Annotated in this window: 7 protein-coding genes; 1 reads left to right on the top strand and 6 read right to left on the bottom strand. The window is 40.1% G+C overall.

Going from position 1 to position 17,520, the window contains the following annotated elements; all coding sequences use genetic code 11:
* The first annotated feature begins 103 nt into the window (after positions 1–103).
* Entirely contained in the window at positions 104–523 is a 420-nt protein-coding gene (locus CRO54_RS03585) for a lipocalin-like domain-containing protein (RefSeq protein WP_097128795.1), read from the top strand.
* Between the two features lie 344 nt (positions 524–867).
* Here the strand turns inward: CRO54_RS03585 and CRO54_RS03580 are convergent, their stop codons facing one another.
* The 6 genes from CRO54_RS03580 to CRO54_RS03550 all read right to left on the bottom strand — a co-directional run bounded on the left by CRO54_RS03580 (position 868) and on the right by CRO54_RS03550 (position 17,385).
* The gene (locus CRO54_RS03580) at positions 868–3,378 is read right to left on the bottom strand and encodes an MASE3 domain-containing protein (protein ID WP_097128794.1); all 2,511 of its coding nucleotides are present in this window, start codon (positions 3,376–3,378) and stop codon (positions 868–870) included.
* Between the two features lie 1,522 nt (positions 3,379–4,900).
* The gene (locus tag CRO54_RS03570; RefSeq protein ID WP_097128789.1) at positions 4,901–6,853 is read right to left on the bottom strand and encodes a sialate O-acetylesterase; all 1,953 of its coding nucleotides are present in this window, start codon (positions 6,851–6,853) and stop codon (positions 4,901–4,903) included.
* A gap of 118 nt (positions 6,854–6,971) precedes the next feature.
* A complete protein-coding gene (locus CRO54_RS03565) occupies positions 6,972–8,813 on the bottom strand; it encodes a carbon starvation CstA family protein (RefSeq protein WP_097128787.1) in 1,842 nt (613 codons plus the stop codon).
* 177 nt (positions 8,814–8,990) lie between these two features.
* Positions 8,991–11,183 (bottom strand): T9SS type A sorting domain-containing protein, encoded by a 2,193-nt coding sequence (locus CRO54_RS03560; RefSeq protein WP_097128785.1) that lies wholly within the window; start codon positions 11,181–11,183, stop codon positions 8,991–8,993.
* Between the two features lie 10 nt (positions 11,184–11,193).
* The gene (locus CRO54_RS03555) at positions 11,194–14,232 is read right to left on the bottom strand and encodes a sialate O-acetylesterase (RefSeq protein ID WP_171047816.1); all 3,039 of its coding nucleotides are present in this window, start codon (positions 14,230–14,232) and stop codon (positions 11,194–11,196) included.
* 111 nt (positions 14,233–14,343) lie between these two features.
* The gene (locus tag CRO54_RS03550; protein ID WP_097128780.1) at positions 14,344–17,385 is read right to left on the bottom strand and encodes a sialate O-acetylesterase; all 3,042 of its coding nucleotides are present in this window, start codon (positions 17,383–17,385) and stop codon (positions 14,344–14,346) included.
* Between the last annotated feature and the right edge of the window lie 135 nt (positions 17,386–17,520).

The following is a 17,520-nucleotide window of genomic DNA, read 5'->3' as shown; positions in this document are numbered from 1 at the left end:
TGATCGTTTTAAAATGCATAAAACCTAATGGGCTTAATCTTGTTATCCGTTGGAATATAGCACTGAACATATCCATTGAACAAACGAATCAAAATTTTTAAACATGAAAAAAGCAACATTACTCCTACTCTTGGCCATTACTTCCATCCTATCTGCCTGTAAAAAAGATGAGGCCGAGCGCAATTCGGACCGATTGATAGGCAGGTGGAAGGTAGAATCTGTAGCCTATATCGAATTCCAGAACAATAAAGAAACCCAACGGGAGCAATATTCAAATCTCGAACTGGCCTGGGAATTCAGGAACGATGGTACCGCTACGGTAAACTTCGATAGCGATGAAGAGGTAGTTGGCTGGACGGCAACCAATGATATGCTGCAGCTCACCCGCGGAGACGATCAAAGACTAGACTTCAAGATCAATTCACTCACCAAAAGCAACCTGCATGTTATTTTTGAGGACCGTAATAGAGTTATCGATGGCATTACCTATAGGGAAACAGTGGAGTTCACGCTGAGGAAATAGTTACCGTACCGATCGCCATCTTAAAAGGTTAGCACCGTTATTCCAATAGTTGAAAACCAATTCATCGACACATTTAGCAAAAATATCGATACCTTATTGTGGGGATTAACCGATCAGTTACCTTTGTTACGAGAGCGTTAATTTAGATGACGGGGATATGGCTTAGGTCGTATCTCCGTTTTTTTATACCAAAAATAGCGCCCTATTAGAAAAAACTACATGATACGTCTATCCTGTTTTAAAAGCTATCAAATGGGATGTAATCGTTATTCCAATTGTACCCCAAAGCCTCCACCTATTTGCTTAATAGTACCGATCGGGCTTCAGCTGATTCAACTCACACGCTACGAACCTGAGACATGATTTATTTCGCCCAACCAACGTTTAGCCTCCTCCATATCATGAAAAAAACGGACGTTCGCCTTACCATCCGATACATCGAAACTCTTCTGAGCGGCAAGTTGCGCAAAGATACTCGGAGAAAAAACCCAGGCAAAATCCCGAAGACCAGCTTCGATCATCATCGGAAACCAAACCTTTCCCGCCCAGTCCGATGCCTCTGACCAATTACCGAGCACTTCCCTGTTGTCATTGAGAACCTTTTTCAGTCCCGATGATCCGAGTACCTCAATCATCCGGAGCCCGCCATTCTGCACACTTTCAAAATCCTGGTACCCCGTCCAGTTGACCTCCATCCATCCCTTTTGATCATTACAGGTGATAGCAAGGTACTCGTCACTATAGGTCAGTCCGTTCGCAACTTGATTTTTGATTGCTGTTTCTCCCAAAGGGATGCGGATATTAACCGTGGTACCTACGCCCAGCTCACTCTCAATCCAGAACGTACCCTGATGTGCCTTAATGATCTCAGAGGAAATGAAGAGCCCGAGGCCAAGACCGCCGAAGCGCTCTGCTGCATTGTCCGCCCGGTAATAACGGTCGAAAAGCTTTTCAAGCTCCTGACTGGCGATTCCTATACCATGATCTTCCACAGAGATGATAACGCCTTCCTGTTCTACCCTAAAGCTAACATGTACCGTATCCGCCAAGGGAGAATACTTGACCGCATTACTCAATAGGTTACCGATTACCTGCTCCAACCTGAAACGGTCAGCATGGATGTAGATATTTTCGCTCTCCTTTAAAATGATCTGGTGTGTAGCAACACTTAGCTGTAGGTTATCACAGCACTCCCGCAATAGCTCATTGAGAATGAAATCGGTTTTATTAAACTGGAGCTTGCCGGCGTTGATCCTGCTGACGTCCAGTAGGTCATTGATCAGCCTTTCCAGTTTGGTAGTGGCCATATCCACCTTTTGCAGATAAGATTTTGCCTTATCGAGATCCTTAGCTCTGGCGAGTAGCTGGTTGAATGCCTTGATACTGGTTAATGGTGTTTTCAATTCATGTGAGGCTACAGAGATGAATTCATCACGCTGCTCCTGCCCCTTCTTTTGCAGGTCGATATTCGTATTGGATCCTATCCATAAGGTTACCTTACCATTTTCGAGGATGGGCACAGCCCGTCCCAAATGCCATAGATAACCGCCATCGGCCATTTTCAGTCTAAACTGTACATTGTATTCCGATCCACTCCTTAGTGAAAGCTTCCATGCCCTATCACATTCCTCTATGTCATCGGGATGGATAAAGTGTTGCCAGCCGAGCCCAAATGGGGAATCTGGATTCAGCGCAAAATCTCGGATGACTACGCCGTTAACATAATCGATATTACCATCAGCACTGGCCGTCCATACCTGTTGTGGGATCGTATCGAGCAGGCTCGTTAGATGGAGCCGCTCCTTCCTGCTTTTGGTAATATCCCTAAATATCACCAAAAGCCTACTTTCGGCAGCTTTATCGAAGATTTCGGGGATGACCTGAAATGAATAATAAGATAGGTTATTCTGCTCTCCAACTTCCAGTTCTCCTGCTATATTTTTTCTTCCGGCGAGTGCCTGCTCCAGTTCATTCCTAATGCGTTTGCTGAACGTCCGGGCATCGATGTCCGCAAATTGAGGAAGCTCACGTATATCACGATTGGCATATACACAGTCCAGATTTTCATCAAAGCGCATGATGATATCCGGAAGATTCTCGGCCAAAGTCTTATACTCTGTTTCGCTGGCCTTCAGCTCACGGAATATACTTGCCATGGGCTTCTCAAAAGCCATCTGCACATTGGCTTTATAAATCAGAAAAAAGGAAATTAACTTACCATAATGACCAAATTCATTCAACGTGTCTGTATTCGATGCATAGGTAGCAAAACAACACTCGCTCAAGACGGCGAAGATAATAGAACCGGCAAGGAGCTGGTAAGTCTTCCGATCGAAATTAGCCCTCCTCCCGTAAAGTAGTAACAAGCTGATCAACAATAGTAGAATGATGCAATACTCACTTACCACCTTGAAAAAGGTCTGCCCCTTTCCGGCCACAAAACATACCGGGAATACCTTCCATACCAAAATACTCGCAGCAATCGCTAAAGATACTACAAAATAGAAAAGGAAAAGTAGCTCCGTATTGATTTTGCGCTTACGACCGATCATGAGAAAACCACCAAAGAAGATCAACGCTTCCATACCACGTGTTGCCACCCAAAACTGGTTGGCGGGATATCCAGGTACCGGGATCATATTCATCCCATTATAGCTCAAGGTATGCAAGAGATCCAAGGCGCCGATGAACAGATAGGAAATGCCTACCATATGTAGGTATTTGTTATCCTGCATTTTCCTAGAGTTCCAGGCAACAATAAACACCGCGAAAGCAATAACGATGGAAAAGAGCTCGACCAGCGTATGGAAAAGCATGTAGCCTTGTTTCTTACTGTAAAAAAAAATCAGTATCATACAAATGACACCAAATGTAGTACGGTAGTAACGGTCGAAAAGAGAAGTAAGGTTTCGCAAGGATATAACTGTTCTAAAGACAAATATATACTTTTAGTAAGGTAAAAAAATGATTTTCCGTAAACCACTGACCATAAATCCAATGAGAAATAATATTACCCAATAGATACTTCAATTCAACTGAATCGACAAGTATCGTTTTCAAACGATAACTAAGAAAATAACACCACTTTCTATAGTGTCACATCTTTCAGCGGATCGTAGGATTCCATTAGGAGCTTGAGTATGTATCTGTAAAAGTAGCCACGCTATTTCGTTTCAAACTGCCCAATTCTCATAGTACTATCGCCCCATCCTACCATTTTTTTGAGATTATACTTTAAGTAGTTCGATATGAACAAGCTATCAGGCTTTCTTTAGCATAGCCAAAGGCGATGTCGTGCCTTACGCTTAAAGTAAGCACCGAGTTCAAAACATTCCAAGCATTCTGGACTATTTTAGAGCTTTAGATAAAAGATTTAAATGCTACCAGAACTCTCAAACTACCCAAAACACACATTAAAACCCTTTAAAACTAATCAGAAGAACACTTTATACCGAAAAAAATTGACGACTTTTCGAATATCCTTCACTAAATGGCTTGCAAACAAAAAAGCCTCTAGCGTAATGCTAAAGGCTTTTGGGTTGTACCGATCAAGAGGAGTATTTTGAACATCTAAAGCGCTTCCTAATACTTATAGAGCCGATTATTGAAGATTTAGTCAGAAAAAATTTCATATAATTTTTCTTTGAATTATAGTTCTGTCAAAGTACTTCATACCTTGACAGGACTATTTTAGAACAAAAAAGTTGGCAAATGTAAAAGTTACCATACTGATAAAATTATGGAACATGTAGCATCTAATGGAAATAGCTACCTTTTTTATTTTCTGTCTCCCTAAAAAAATAGTACCCCCTGATATAGTTAACGCGAACCGTTTATTACAGAGTTTCACAAAGATTTCAAAACTCGATGAACCTCTGTTTCATAGACACTTAGAGCCTCAAAAACTAATTGCAAAGGGCAAAAAGCGCAATCAGAAAAAATAAATTACGTTAAGTCGGGATAAATATCCCGATCTTTTTTTTTATAGCCGGTTTACTTAGCCTTATTATAATATTTCGGATTTTTTTAATTCTTCTTTAGAATTTGTCCTTTTCCAATTTCACCTCGAACCTTCTTTATATTTAACCTTTTAGGAGGATTTCCTGGTCTAATCAAGACATTCTAATTAAGGCTTAATGACATTAGTAAAACTACCCTGACGCGAAACACGTCTAATTAAAATATAAAAAGTCTCTACTAGGGAACGCAGAAACAAAATCACCTCTAGTAGGTATATATAGTTGTTATGTATATTACATTTTTCTACATCCCGACCCTTTTCCAATACGACTACAAGTTCAGCGTTCGTATGGAAATAAAATCAAACTATACAAAAATCCTACTTATCTGAATTTAGATATAAAGCAATCAAATTCCTCATTGTTCCAAATTATCTGTACGGAACGCCGCAACAGGAAGCTGGTTGCTGTCATATAGGTTAGCTCTTTCTGGATTTCGTGACCACGCATAACGTACGTAAATTGGGTTTTTCACGCTTCCAAATTCAACACTAACGGAATTAGCACTTTTAACTTCTGCTTTGGCCCAAACAAACTTGCCATCCTCTCCCGCTATAGCAAAATGGCGAAGTTCTTTCCCTTTTGAAACTAAGCCACTGCCTACATTATCAAAAAAGATAAGGAATTGTTGATCTTGCTTCACCATTGATTTGAAAACTGGACCAGTAGCAAAGGCTCCAGCAGCATGATATGCAACACGTTCCGCGGAACGGAACAGACGCCTTCCTACCTCCTTTTTATTCATCGGATGGATATCATCCCATTCGCCAATATCGTGTGCAACAGCCATCCCTGTATTGGCAACGGAAAGAGCGGTAGCTTGTGCTTCACGGAGTCTTGCCAATGCATCGTCTGATGGTAACGAATCTGAAGCTCCTAAATTTGCCAGCTGTACGAAGAGAAACGGAAAGTCGCCTTGGTCAAATTTTTCTCGCCAATTTTTGATCATCGCTGGAAATAAAGTGTGATATTCTTTCGCTTTATGCACATTTGCTTCGCCTTGGTACCACAGCACGCCCTTAAACTGATAATCTAATATTGGTGCAATCTTGCCATTATACCAAACCGTTGGTTTAACAGAAAAGTTGATGAAAGTATTATTACGCAAAGGCGGAACTTCAGCACCAATTTTATATTTCCATAGACCATTGAGCGGAATTATTTCTTCACCCAAAACCAACTGATAAGATTTGTTCAAAATGAAGCCACCGGGAGGCTCTGTGTCTATCACCCTTACGGTAATAATATTATCACCTTCTTTTAACACACCTTTTGGCAAGTTATATTTTCGGGGTTGATATTTGTTACTGCCAGTGCCAACTAACGTGCCATTTATGTAGGTGCTGTCTTGCTCGTCGATATTACCCAATTCTATATAAGCAGGCTTTAACGCTTGTTCCTTTGTAAGTAAAATAGTTCTTTTGAACCAGACCACACCACCTTTATTTGAAAGAATATCACTACTCCAAAGATTAGGGATTGAAAAAGATGACCATGAAGAAAAATCGATTTTATGATCGTACCATTTGTCATTTGTAGCCAAACCTTTATCCGTAGATCTTACCTGATCAAACCACACCTTTCTCCTACCTTCATCCGTCTTTTTCACTTTATCAACTTCGTTTGGATCCTTATACAACAAAGCTTGTTTCTGAAGATAAGGAAAACTTCTAAGACCATCTTCGCTCATCCAAGCTTCTGCTGGAGTTCCGCCTACGGCGTTATTAATTAAGCCAATGGGAATACCATACTTGCCATTAACTTCTAAAGCAAAAAAATAGCCAACCGCTGTAAATTCGAGTACATTTGCGGGAGTAACTGACTTCCAAGCTGATGGCTCTAGGTCTTCTTGTTGGTGAAAGCTCCACTGTTGCTTTACAGCAAATTGCCTAATTTTATTGTTATTAGCATCAGCTATTTCCTTTTGGTACTTTTTTCTGGCAGTGTTCATTGTAAGTTCCATATTAGATTGTCCAGAACAAAGCCATACATCACCAATCAATATGTCTTCCAACCTTATTACGTTGCTTCCTTTAACAACCATTGTTTCCGGCCCGCCTGCTTTCATTGCCGGAAGTGTCAATTGCCATTTTCCGCCAGTACCAGTGTTTGCATTAAACTTTTTTCCATTAAAAAGAACCTCAACTTTTTCTCCAGCATCTGCCCAGCCCCATATTTTTATGGGTTTGTCTCTTTGGAGCACCATCCCACTACTAATTAGCTTAGGTAACCTAATTGCAGCAAACACAGAAGATTGGATAAAAACAATTAAAAAAAATAATCCTATAGTTTTATTCGTTCTGGAAATCATAAAATGGCGTAGTTCAAAATTTTTAGTTTAAGTTATGCTTTTGGAAAATCTTGCGTTTTTATTTGATAGACAGATATGGGGGCAATACTGCGTAATTGTTTACCATATCTAATTCATTCTATCTTTCTACAAGTTCCTTCACCTCATCACCATAATAATCGATGTGCTTTGCTTCCATTTTTAACAGCTTGCTCCATCTTTTAAACGTGTTAATGAAAACGATAAACATGAGTAACATCGCCAATATGGCTAATGATGAAAGCAGGTATTGTTGCTTGGGCAGATAGATATTTACAACTTGCTCATAGCCAGCCCAAAATGTAATAATAGCCATAAATACACCCGGTATTGCAGAGCAGAGTGCATATTTTCTTCTATTCAACCTAATTAGCATTGTAGTGCAGACAATCAGTCCGCAAGCGGCCAACAATTGGTTGCTGATACCGAAAAGCGGCCAAATGCTACTGACATTTCCAGTGTAAACCAAATATCCCCAAGAAAAGGTAAATAATGCGCTGCAGATGATGATGCCTGGTATCCAGTTTTTATCATTAAACTTTGGAAAAACATTGCCTATCATTTCCTGAAGAAAGAAGCGCCCTACCCTTGTACCAGCATCAATAGCAGTAAGGATAAACACAGCTTCGAACATGATGGCAAAATTGTACCAATATGCCATTACATCATCCATAAAAGGAATTTTGTTAAAAATATGAGCCATACCCACAGCTAATGAAACCGCTCCGCCAGTTCTACCGTGAAGGTCAACGCCTATCTTTTCACTGAAGTGTGCCAAATCAACGGCATGCAAATTGGGGTGCTGAGCGAGGAAGGAATCATACATTTCCCTCGGAGTATTGATGGCGAAATAATCTCCCGGAACTAGGGTACAAGCTGCAATTAGTGCCATTAATGCTACAAAGCCTTCTACCAACATGGCACCGTAGCCTACAAAAAGAATTTCCCGCTCGTTATTCAACATTTTCGGCGTTGTTCCCGTTGCAATTACCGCATGGAAACCAGAGATGGCGCCACAAGCAATAACGATAAAAATAAAGGGTAATACTGGTCCGCCAATTACTGGCCCGCCACCATTAATAAATTCGGTGATGGCTGGCATCTGCAAAGTTGGGTGAACAAAGATTACGCCTACAGCCAACATTAAAATGGTTCCAATTTTTAAATAAGTAGAAAGGTAATCTCTAGGCACCAACAATAACCAAACAGGCAAAACCGATGCTAGAAATCCATACACCGTAATTGAAATAGAAATTGTTTTGATATTCCAATGGAACAAATCACTGATTTCCTTCACCTGCATAAGGGAGTGCCCGCCGATAATACTCGCAATCAGTAAAATACCGCCGATAATGCTTGCGATTGTGACGCTATTTTTTTTGTAACGCATAATCAGTCCCATAATTACTGCGATTGGCATGGTAGCAATTACCGTAAATAGTGACCACGAAGCTTCATGCATGGCACTGATACAGGCTAACGATAAACCCGCAAGCGTTAATATAAGAATGAAGAGAATAGCAAAGCCTGCAATAATTCCAGTTCCTTTGCCAATTTCCTTACTGGCAATGGTGGCCAAACTTTCACCTTTGTGTCTTACCGATGCAAAAAGCACAATCATGTCATGTACGCCACCGCCAAGCACGCAACCAATCAAAATCCATAAGGTGCCTGGCAAATATCCAAATTGTGCAGCCAATACAGGCCCCACTAATGGACCTGCCGCAGCAATTGCCGCAAAATGGTGACCGAACAACACATTTCTATTAGTAGCCACATAATCTTTACCGTCTGCAAATTCTATTGCTGGAGTTACATTATTGGCATTTAATCTCAATACTTTATTTGCTAAAAATATCCCATAAATACGATAAGCAATGGCAAATACCAAAAGTGAAACAAATACGAGTGTGAGGGCATTTACGCCGTTTAGAAATTCCATTATAGTTTATACTGTTTGTTTTGGTTTATTCATTTAAAAGCTATTTATCACTAAACAGCTACTGTTTCACGAAGCAAAACATTCGATGAAATTGGTTAAAGTATTGCGATCCATAATCTGCGGCAGAATTACCATTGACGTATTTCTACCGCAGTTTTTATTGGATTGACATTTGTATTACTTCACAGTTATTTTTTGAGCGTTACCATCATTAATACTAACAATGTAAATACCTTTAGCAGCTTGCAACTGTACGGTATACACGCCCGATGAGTTTCTGTTAAAGGTTTGATTATGGATGAGTTTTCCAGAAATGTCAGAAACTTTCACCACTACATCTTTAGTGTCGCCAGCAACATTTTTTATCGAGAAAGATGCCCCTTGCTGTACAGGATTTGGATAAATTGTAAATGTATTTTCTTTCAACACAACTTTAACAACTTGCACGCCTAAAACTTTCGATTTACCATCGTTATCTATTTGACTTAACTCGTAGTAATTAGTTCCGTTAATTGGGTTAAAATCTACAGTTGCATAAGCAGCGCCAGAATCTCCTTTAGAAGCTTGAGTATTGATTTCTTTATAATTTAAACCATCGGTACTTCTTTTAACTACAAACTTATTATTGTTTTGCTCTGATGAGGTAGACCAACTTAAATTAACTGCACTTCCATTTAGTTTAGCTGAGAATTCTTTAGAAATAACAACTGGCAAGGTTGTTAGCGATGTAAGAACACGTACAAAGTTACCAGGACTTTCTGCTACATAAACATTGTTGTTTGCGAAAACGATGCTTGTTGGGCCATCAATTGACCCTGCACTCAAAGCTCCGATACCAGAAACAAAATCATCTTCTGCGGTAGCAATTGTATTTGCAATACTTCCCGCACCAGTAATGGCTGGAATTGAAATGGTAATACTTGTTGCTGTAGGCTTAGCAACAACTTTGGTACCGATTACAAAATTAAGTGCCGATCGCAAGGTCATCCCTACTTTTAGGGCGGTAACTGTTGCTGCCGGAATATTGGTTACAGTAACACTTCCAGCTGCTGCAGTACCTGAAGAAATGATAAGTCTGCCACTACCTGAACCAATTACAGTTTCTGTTTCGCCTGGTGTTCCAGTTGTTCTCGCTACATTATATAAAGAACGTCTAGTAATATATAATTTACCAACGTTATCAAATGCAATAGATGAAGCTGCAGTAGTTACATTAATCGGCCCAGCAAGGAATTCAGAAATATTAGACGCTGCACTTACCACACCAGCAGTTGCTGCAATTTTTAAAATCCTCTGCCAAGCTTGGTCAACTAAAAATAAACTTCCATCGGTATCGAAAGCTAAACCTACACTATAAGCAGTGGCGTTGAGATTTAATCCAGTTGTTCCCGCAACACTTGCACCTGTAATTGTTGCACCAGGTGTAGTTGAGGGTGTATTATAAATACCTGCTACGTGTTCTACTTTAGTAACAAAGGCAAGGCTAGCTGTGTTATCGATACTTCCCCCAGTAACTGGTTTGCTTAATGTTACAGTGTTTGTTGCGGTATTAATGGCCGTTACGTAGGTGGTGGCTGGAATATTTATTCCACTCACTAAACAGTTAACTTTAATGTTGCTAACGTCTGTTAACTCCAACGTTGTTGCGTTGACTACTGCTGTATTAGCCACCGTCTTTTTCTCAAGAAAAATCTTACGTATCACATCGTAGGTTTCGTCTGCGTAAAATAGATTTCCAGCAGCATCAAATATAGCTCCTCTTACATTACCCACTGGCAACGCCGAAGCCGTAACGTCGTTATTAAAAAATACAAGATCATTATTCGTCAAAAATGGAATAGACCTAATTAAAGATGGAGCTCCAAAACTTGCACTTCCTGTTGTAGTTCCTGCAGGCATGTTGTTATAATAACCTATTGATGTATTGGCTCCAGTGTTAGACCAAATCACCCTTTGTATTGAATTAGCTCCTCCTAAATAAAGATATTCATTTTGTTTATCGATTGCTAAACTATAATATGCAATTCCTGTTAAAAATATAGTGGTAGTGGTCGCATTTTTATTGATTCTGCTAATCCTATTGCCAGCACTTGCACCAATTGCGAGATTACCGTCTCCATCTGCAACCATACATGTTGGACTCATTATTGGTTTCACGAATAGACTTGCAGGATCACCGTTTGTATTGGGCAAAATATTTAAAACCGCATTTGTTGAAGCATTAGATGAACCTCCCACCGGATCACCGTAATATAAAGTTCCATAGGTTAGCGTTTGCGCATTAACCTGCAGTAAGCCAACTACCAAAAAGCTGGCCGTTAGCACAGTTTTTAAGTGTGTTTTCACACTCATTAGTAAATGTTTTCTCATAATTTGATTTTTAAAATTGTTGATTCAAATAAAATTTGATGTTGTTGTTTTTTCCGTCGACTACCGCTTGAAGGATATATATTCCTGTTAATAAATTAATTGGAGTAATTTGAAGGCTATTTAACCCATTGTTCAGCACCACTTTGCCATCGTACACCTTCTGACCCATCATATTTGTAATTGTTAGATTGGTTAGGGAATGGCGAACAGCGGTAATTGTAAGCGTAAGGTTAGTTGCTGAAGTTTGTGCTACTTTGAAGATATTTGATACTAAGCCAGAATTTACTGCAACAATTTTAGACGGCGCAGATTTCCCATCCAAGTCCACTTGTTTTAGCTGGTAATAATTTATGCCTTGAGCAGGGTTAAAATCTGTAAATGAATAAGTCTTTTTAATGTCCGAATTACCTGCTGCTTTTACTGATCCAATGTTGCGGAAAGCCACACCATCATCGGCACGCCAAACCTCGAAATATGCTGCGTTTCTCTCTTGCGAAGTTTCCCAGTTTAACTTCACTCCTTGCATATTCATTGCACCTTCAAAATTGTTGAGTTCTACGGGTAGAGTACTGATGTCTGAATTTTCGGGAGCAAAAGCAACACCTTTGAAATAAGTATTGGTTGCTGCTGTAGCAATTACATTCACTACGTTTGTAGATAGTGTGGAATTTGATGCTGCTGGATCTTCAATCTTAACTAAAGTTGAAGCAAAATTGGATGAATTTAAGGTGGTACTATACAAAATGGCATTTGCACCATCCATTTTCCCAGTCAAAGAAACAACGCTTCCAACAGTTACACTTCCTTTGGCCACCCAAGTGCCCGAAACCAATTTGTACTTTATCAATTTATTAGATTCGGTAACGCCGTAGAATAGATCGTAATTATTGTTTCCAGTCGTCGACAAAAAAATAAATTGCCTCACTATCTCATTGGTTGGTAAGCCAGGTAATGGCATTAAAGTTTGTGTATTGGCCGTAGGCATGCCGGCACCAACAGTACTCACTTGTCTGGTAACTTCTGCATAATTTTGGGTTGTTGGCGATGTACCCGTAGACACATACAATTGCCCATTGTAGATAGCAGCACTTCTGTAGCCATTTTCGCCAGCTGCTAAAACTACGTTTGCACCTGTAGATTGATAAGGCACAAAACTTAAACCCTGCGTTTGTGAAATGTAATAAACCCGAGAAAGGTCATTACTTACCGTTGCCATACGAGCAACGCCCCAATTGGCTGTAGTATTTGTATTTAATGCACCATCTGCTGCTAATACTGCAATGGTTTTACTTCCCACTGCATTTACGGGCAAACCAACCGTCATGTTGTTAGCCGCAAAAGCTAGAAATTTCTTATTCTCACTTAAGCTCAATAAGGCTTCAACGCCAAATGAGTGCCTGCCCGAAATCAAATTAGAAATACCAGCACCGTAATTGCCAGCAATATTCGGCATTGGTCGGTTTACATTTCGCTTTGCGCCGGCACTGCTGTATTCATCTAGAAATATAGGAACGGTAGTATCCGTTGCTGGTAAAGCATTCCCATCACCATATCTAGTAACTACAAGATTACCATTGGTAAATGGCATAGCGGTATAAGAAACACTTTCCGACGGTTGGTCGCTTCTAAAAGATTCTGCTGGTAAGTAAAACGAATTGTAAAGGTTTGCATTTCTAGGATTATCCGCCCATGCGTAACGTACATACATTGGCGAAGCCACTGTGGCAGCACTTACTTCTACCGTATTGGTGCCTATAATGGTTGCGGTGGCAGTTTTGTAAACTTTATCTGCCCCTGCAATGGTAAATTGATTAAGCACCGAACCTACTTTATTTAATCCCGTTCCAACGTTTTTAAAAGTGACAATCATTTTGTTTCCAGAAACAACACTAGACTGATACGAAGGGCTGACATAGGCAATATTGGTTTCGCCGTAAATACGGTTTTGTGCCGCCGCCGATAGTCGCAAGGCTATAGGCAGTTTCCAAATGGGATGAATATCTACCCCACTTAAACCCGTTTCGTGGCTTACCACCATGGCAGTATTACCGATGGTTTGAGCCAAAGCCTGCGCTTCTCTTAACTCAGCAATTTGCGATGTTTGCTGTGGTTCTGTTACGCCAGAATAATTAGCCAACTGAACGTATAAAAATGGCAGGTTTGGCTCATTAAACTTTGTTCTAAAATCTTCAATTAGTGCTGGAAACAAGTTTCTATACTCAAATGCGTTGGATACGTTCGATTCTCCCTGATACCACAATACTCCTTTAAATTTGCAGTTTAAAAGCGGCGAAATCATAGCATTATGTAAGATACTAGGATTGGTATCAGCTATGCTAGGTGGTGATTGGTTGTACAAATCTGGAAAATTAATTAGTCCTTCGTGGCTAATCCAAGCTTCTATAATAGTGCCGCCGTAAGTACTATTGATAATGCCAATTGGAACGCCGTATTTGCTATAAAGGTCTCTAGCAAAAAAGTAAGCTACCATGCTAAAGTGCCTCATGTTTGCAGGAGCTGCTGATTGCCAGCCATAGGGTGTTGCCGAAACATCATCTGTTGCAGCAATAACGCTCTTACTCACTTTAAACTGGCGGATATTTGAATTTGAAGAAGTCGCAATTTCATCAGCGTAAAAGCTAGATGCGGTACCATAATCAAACTCGAGTTCCATGTTAGATTGCCCCGAAGCCAAATACACATCACCAATTAATACATTGGTAAGCGTAATAGTGTTGCTGCCTTGAACCGACATGGTAAATGGACCGCCTGCGGTTAGCGGCGTAAGTGTAATTCTCCATTTTCCAGATGCTGGAGTTACCGTACTATGTGTTTGTCCGTTAAAGGTAACGGTTACATTTTCTCCCACGGCAGCTGTGCCCCAAATTGGCAGGTTTACGTTACGTTGCAGCACCATATTATCGCCAACTAGTTTGGGTAGCTTAACAATGCCAAACATCAACTGCGGCAATAAGCAGCAGCTGATGAATAGCAAAGTTTTAGCAAAAAAGCCTAAGTAAAGCTGATGTTTGAACTTCTGTTTAAACATATAGGTTAGCTTGTGCATTTGAGTTTTTTGCTAGCGATATAAACAATATCACTATTATAATTTTTTAACCTTAGTTTCATAATTTCTATTAAAGATTTCTGGTGTTTCTATTTAATTCACAAGAAATTTAACCGACTGTTTTTTACCATCTATTACAGCGTGAAGAATATATACTCCGGTAGAAAAACTTTGGTTAGGTACCATCACCTGACTAATTCCACTTTGTAAAGAAACTTGTTGAACCAATCTCTTTTTACCAACCGCATCAGTAATTATTAACGAGGTGCGGCCAGCTGTTTGCGCTGAAATAGTTACTCGGAACTGATTTGCATCGACCTGAAAAATCTTAAATACGTTTTCGCTTAGCTGTGAATTTACAGTTGCCAGTTTCGATTTACCCGAAGTGCCATCCAAGTATTTTTGGTTCAATTGGTAATAATTCACCCCTTCTGCTGGATTGAAGTCAGTAAAAGTGTAATGATGTTTGTCGGTAGCGTTACCTACAGCTTTTACATTACCAATTGATTTGAACTCAACACCATCGGTAGAGCGCATTACTTCAAAGCTATCCCCATTTTGGTCACTGGTTGTTTCCCATTTAAGTTTAACACCTTGTGTGTCATTCGCACCGTTAAATGAGGTTACATTCATTGGAAGCATGGTGGCGTCCGAGTTTTCCGGAGCAAAAGCAACCCCTTTGAAATAGGTATTTGCAGCAGCAGTAGCAATTACAGTAACCGCATTTGTAGCTAAAGTAGCGCTAGTAGCTGGAAAATCTTCAACCTTAACCAAGTTAGAAGCATATGTTGATGTATTTAAAGTTGTGCAATACAAGTGGGTAGTGCCATTGGTATTCCATTTACCTGTAATGGATACGACATTTGCAATGTTTAGACTACCACGGTCTACCCAATTTCCAGAAATTAACTTGTACTTAATTAATTTGCCTGATTCAGTAACTCCGTAGAATAAATCATAGTTGGTATTGTTAGCTGTTGACAGTAAAACAAACTGTCTTACAATTTCTGTAGTGGTTATTCCTGGTAGCGCTGTTAATGTTTGAATGCCAGATGTTGGCATGCCCGTACCTACTGTTGCTACTTGCTTGCTTACCGCGGGAATACTTCCATTGGCTGCTACTACTGTTGTAGAAGCATATAATTGACCATTGTAAATACCCAAACCACGATAGGCATTTTCGCCAGCAGCTAAAACTACATTGGCGCCGCTAGTTCCATAAGGCACATAGCTGATTCCCTGTGTTTGAGAATTGTAATAGATACGAGAAAGGTCATCATTTACTGTGGCCGTTCTGGCTACGCCCAAATTGGCAGAAGTGGTTGTATTTAATGCACCATCTGCGGTAAGAATTGCAATCGTTTTACTTCCAGATGCATTTACAGGCACACCTACTTCTAGGTTATTGGACGCAAAAGCTAAGTATTTCTTATTTTCACTTAAGCTCAATAAAGCTTCAACACCAAAAGAATGGGTACCTACGGTTAAATTGGTAATTCCAGCATTGTAATTTCCTGCAACACTTGGCATTAATCGACTAGCCGTTTGACTTACTCCTAACGTATTAAACTCTTCCAAATAGACAGGAATAGTTGTTCCAATGGCCGGCAGTGCAGATCCATTTCCGTATCTGGTTACCACTAAGTTGCCTGCGGCAAAAGGTGTTGCACCATATAATGAAGGTGGAGTGACTGGAGTTTGCCCAGTTCTAAAGGATTCTGCTGGCAAACCAGTCGAGCCATATAGATTAGCACTTCGCGGGTTATCTACCCAAGCATATCGAGCATAAAGTGGGTTAGCAACGGTTGCTGCCGTAATTTCTACTTTATTGGTGCCCACAATAGTTGCCGTGGCAATTTTATAGACTTGATCTGCACCGGCAATAGTAAATTGTTTAAGATCTGTTCCTGTTTTATATAAGCCAGTGCCTACGTTTTTAAAGGTGATCACAATCTTATTTCCCACTACTGTGTGTGACTGGTAAGATGGCCCTTCATAGGCGACATTTGTTTCGCCATAGATGATGTTTTGTGCCGCTAAAGACAAACGGTCTCCAACTGGCTTTTTCCAAATGGGATGGATATCTACGCCAGATAAACTGATCTCGTGGGCAACTGCCATTCCTGTTAGGTTGATGCTGTTGGCCATGGCCTGTGCCTCTCTAACTTGTGCAATGGCAGAGGTTTGCGTTAATTCTGAAGCGGTATTCCAACCGGCCAACTGCACATATAAAAAAGGTAGGTTTGGCTTATTAAACTTTGTTCTTACATCATTAATAAATGCTGGCAATAAATCTCGATATTCGATTGAATTAGATGTATTTGACTCGCCTTGATACCACACAAAACCTTTGACACCATAGTTTCTTAAAGGAGAAAGTAAAGCATTGTAAATTGCACTTGGATCACTCGGAGCGGAACCAGCTGCCTGATTGTAAAGATTTGGAAAATTAATTAATCCTTCGTGACTGATCCAAGCCTCAATGATGGAGCCACTGTAGGTACTTGTGATGATACCAATAGGTACACCATATTTTTGGTACAAACTTTTAGCAAAAAAGTAGCCTGTTGTACTGAAATTATTCATGGTTGATGGCCTTGCAGACTGCCATTTCCAAGGCGTAGCTATAATATCGTCTAAAGGCGTAGCGCTTGAACCAAAATTGACTTTGAATTGCCTGATATTGGTATTTGCAGAATTTGCAATTTCATCAGCATAATAAGTGGATGTTGCACCGTAACTAAATGTATACTGCATGTTCGATTGGCCAGAGCAGATGTAAACATCTCCTACTAGTATGCCTTTTAAATTAATAGTATTGGTACCAGCAACAGTCATCGTGTATGGACCGCCCGCTGCAGATGGTGCTAAACTTACTGCCCATTTACCAGTGGATGGTGTAGTCACAGTATAAGTAGCTCCTTTGAAAGTTACCGTTACCACCTCGCCAACAGCCGCCGTTCCCCAAATGGGAATGTTGATGTTACGTTGCAAGATCATACTATCAGTAGCCAATTTTGGAAGCTTGACAACAGCGCTTGCTGATTGTGGCGTTAAACAATAAATGATGAAAAATAGCAGTATTTTTCCAAGAAATTTTGGACATAGCTTGCGCAAATGTGAAGGTTTACACATGATGAATTAGTTTATATTTTGGTTAGGTTATTTAGCTGTTTAATAGCTATTTACAGGCTATCATCTTAAAAAAAAATGTGGTTCAATTTTTAAGAATTGATGTTAAAGGATTCGAGAAATTTCCCGAACCCTTTA

The sequence above is a fragment of the Pedobacter xixiisoli genome (assembly GCF_900215335.1).
GTDB classification, from domain to species: domain Bacteria; phylum Bacteroidota; class Bacteroidia; order Sphingobacteriales; family Sphingobacteriaceae; genus Pedobacter; species Pedobacter xixiisoli.
This window is presented reverse-complemented; position numbering and strand designations above follow the sequence as displayed.

Excerpts from the sequence above, each read along its gene's own strand:
- CRO54_RS03580 (WP_097128794.1), bottom strand. The coding sequence starts at position 3,378 with ATGATACTGATTTTTTTTTACAGTAAGAAACAAGGCTACATGCTTTTC.
- CRO54_RS03570 (WP_097128789.1), bottom strand. The coding sequence starts at position 6,853 with ATGATTTCCAGAACGAATAAAACTATAGGATTATTTTTTTTAATTGTT.
- CRO54_RS03555 (WP_171047816.1), bottom strand. The coding sequence starts at position 14,232 with ATGTTTAAACAGAAGTTCAAACATCAGCTTTACTTAGGCTTTTTTGCT.
- CRO54_RS03550 (WP_097128780.1), bottom strand. The coding sequence starts at position 17,385 with ATGTGTAAACCTTCACATTTGCGCAAGCTATGTCCAAAATTTCTTGGA.
- CRO54_RS03585 (WP_097128795.1), top strand. The coding sequence starts at position 104 with ATGAAAAAAGCAACATTACTCCTACTCTTGGCCATTACTTCCATCCTA.
- CRO54_RS03560 (WP_097128785.1), bottom strand. The coding sequence starts at position 11,183 with ATGAGAAAACATTTACTAATGAGTGTGAAAACACACTTAAAAACTGTG.
- CRO54_RS03565 (WP_097128787.1), bottom strand. The coding sequence starts at position 8,813 with ATGGAATTTCTAAACGGCGTAAATGCCCTCACACTCGTATTTGTTTCA.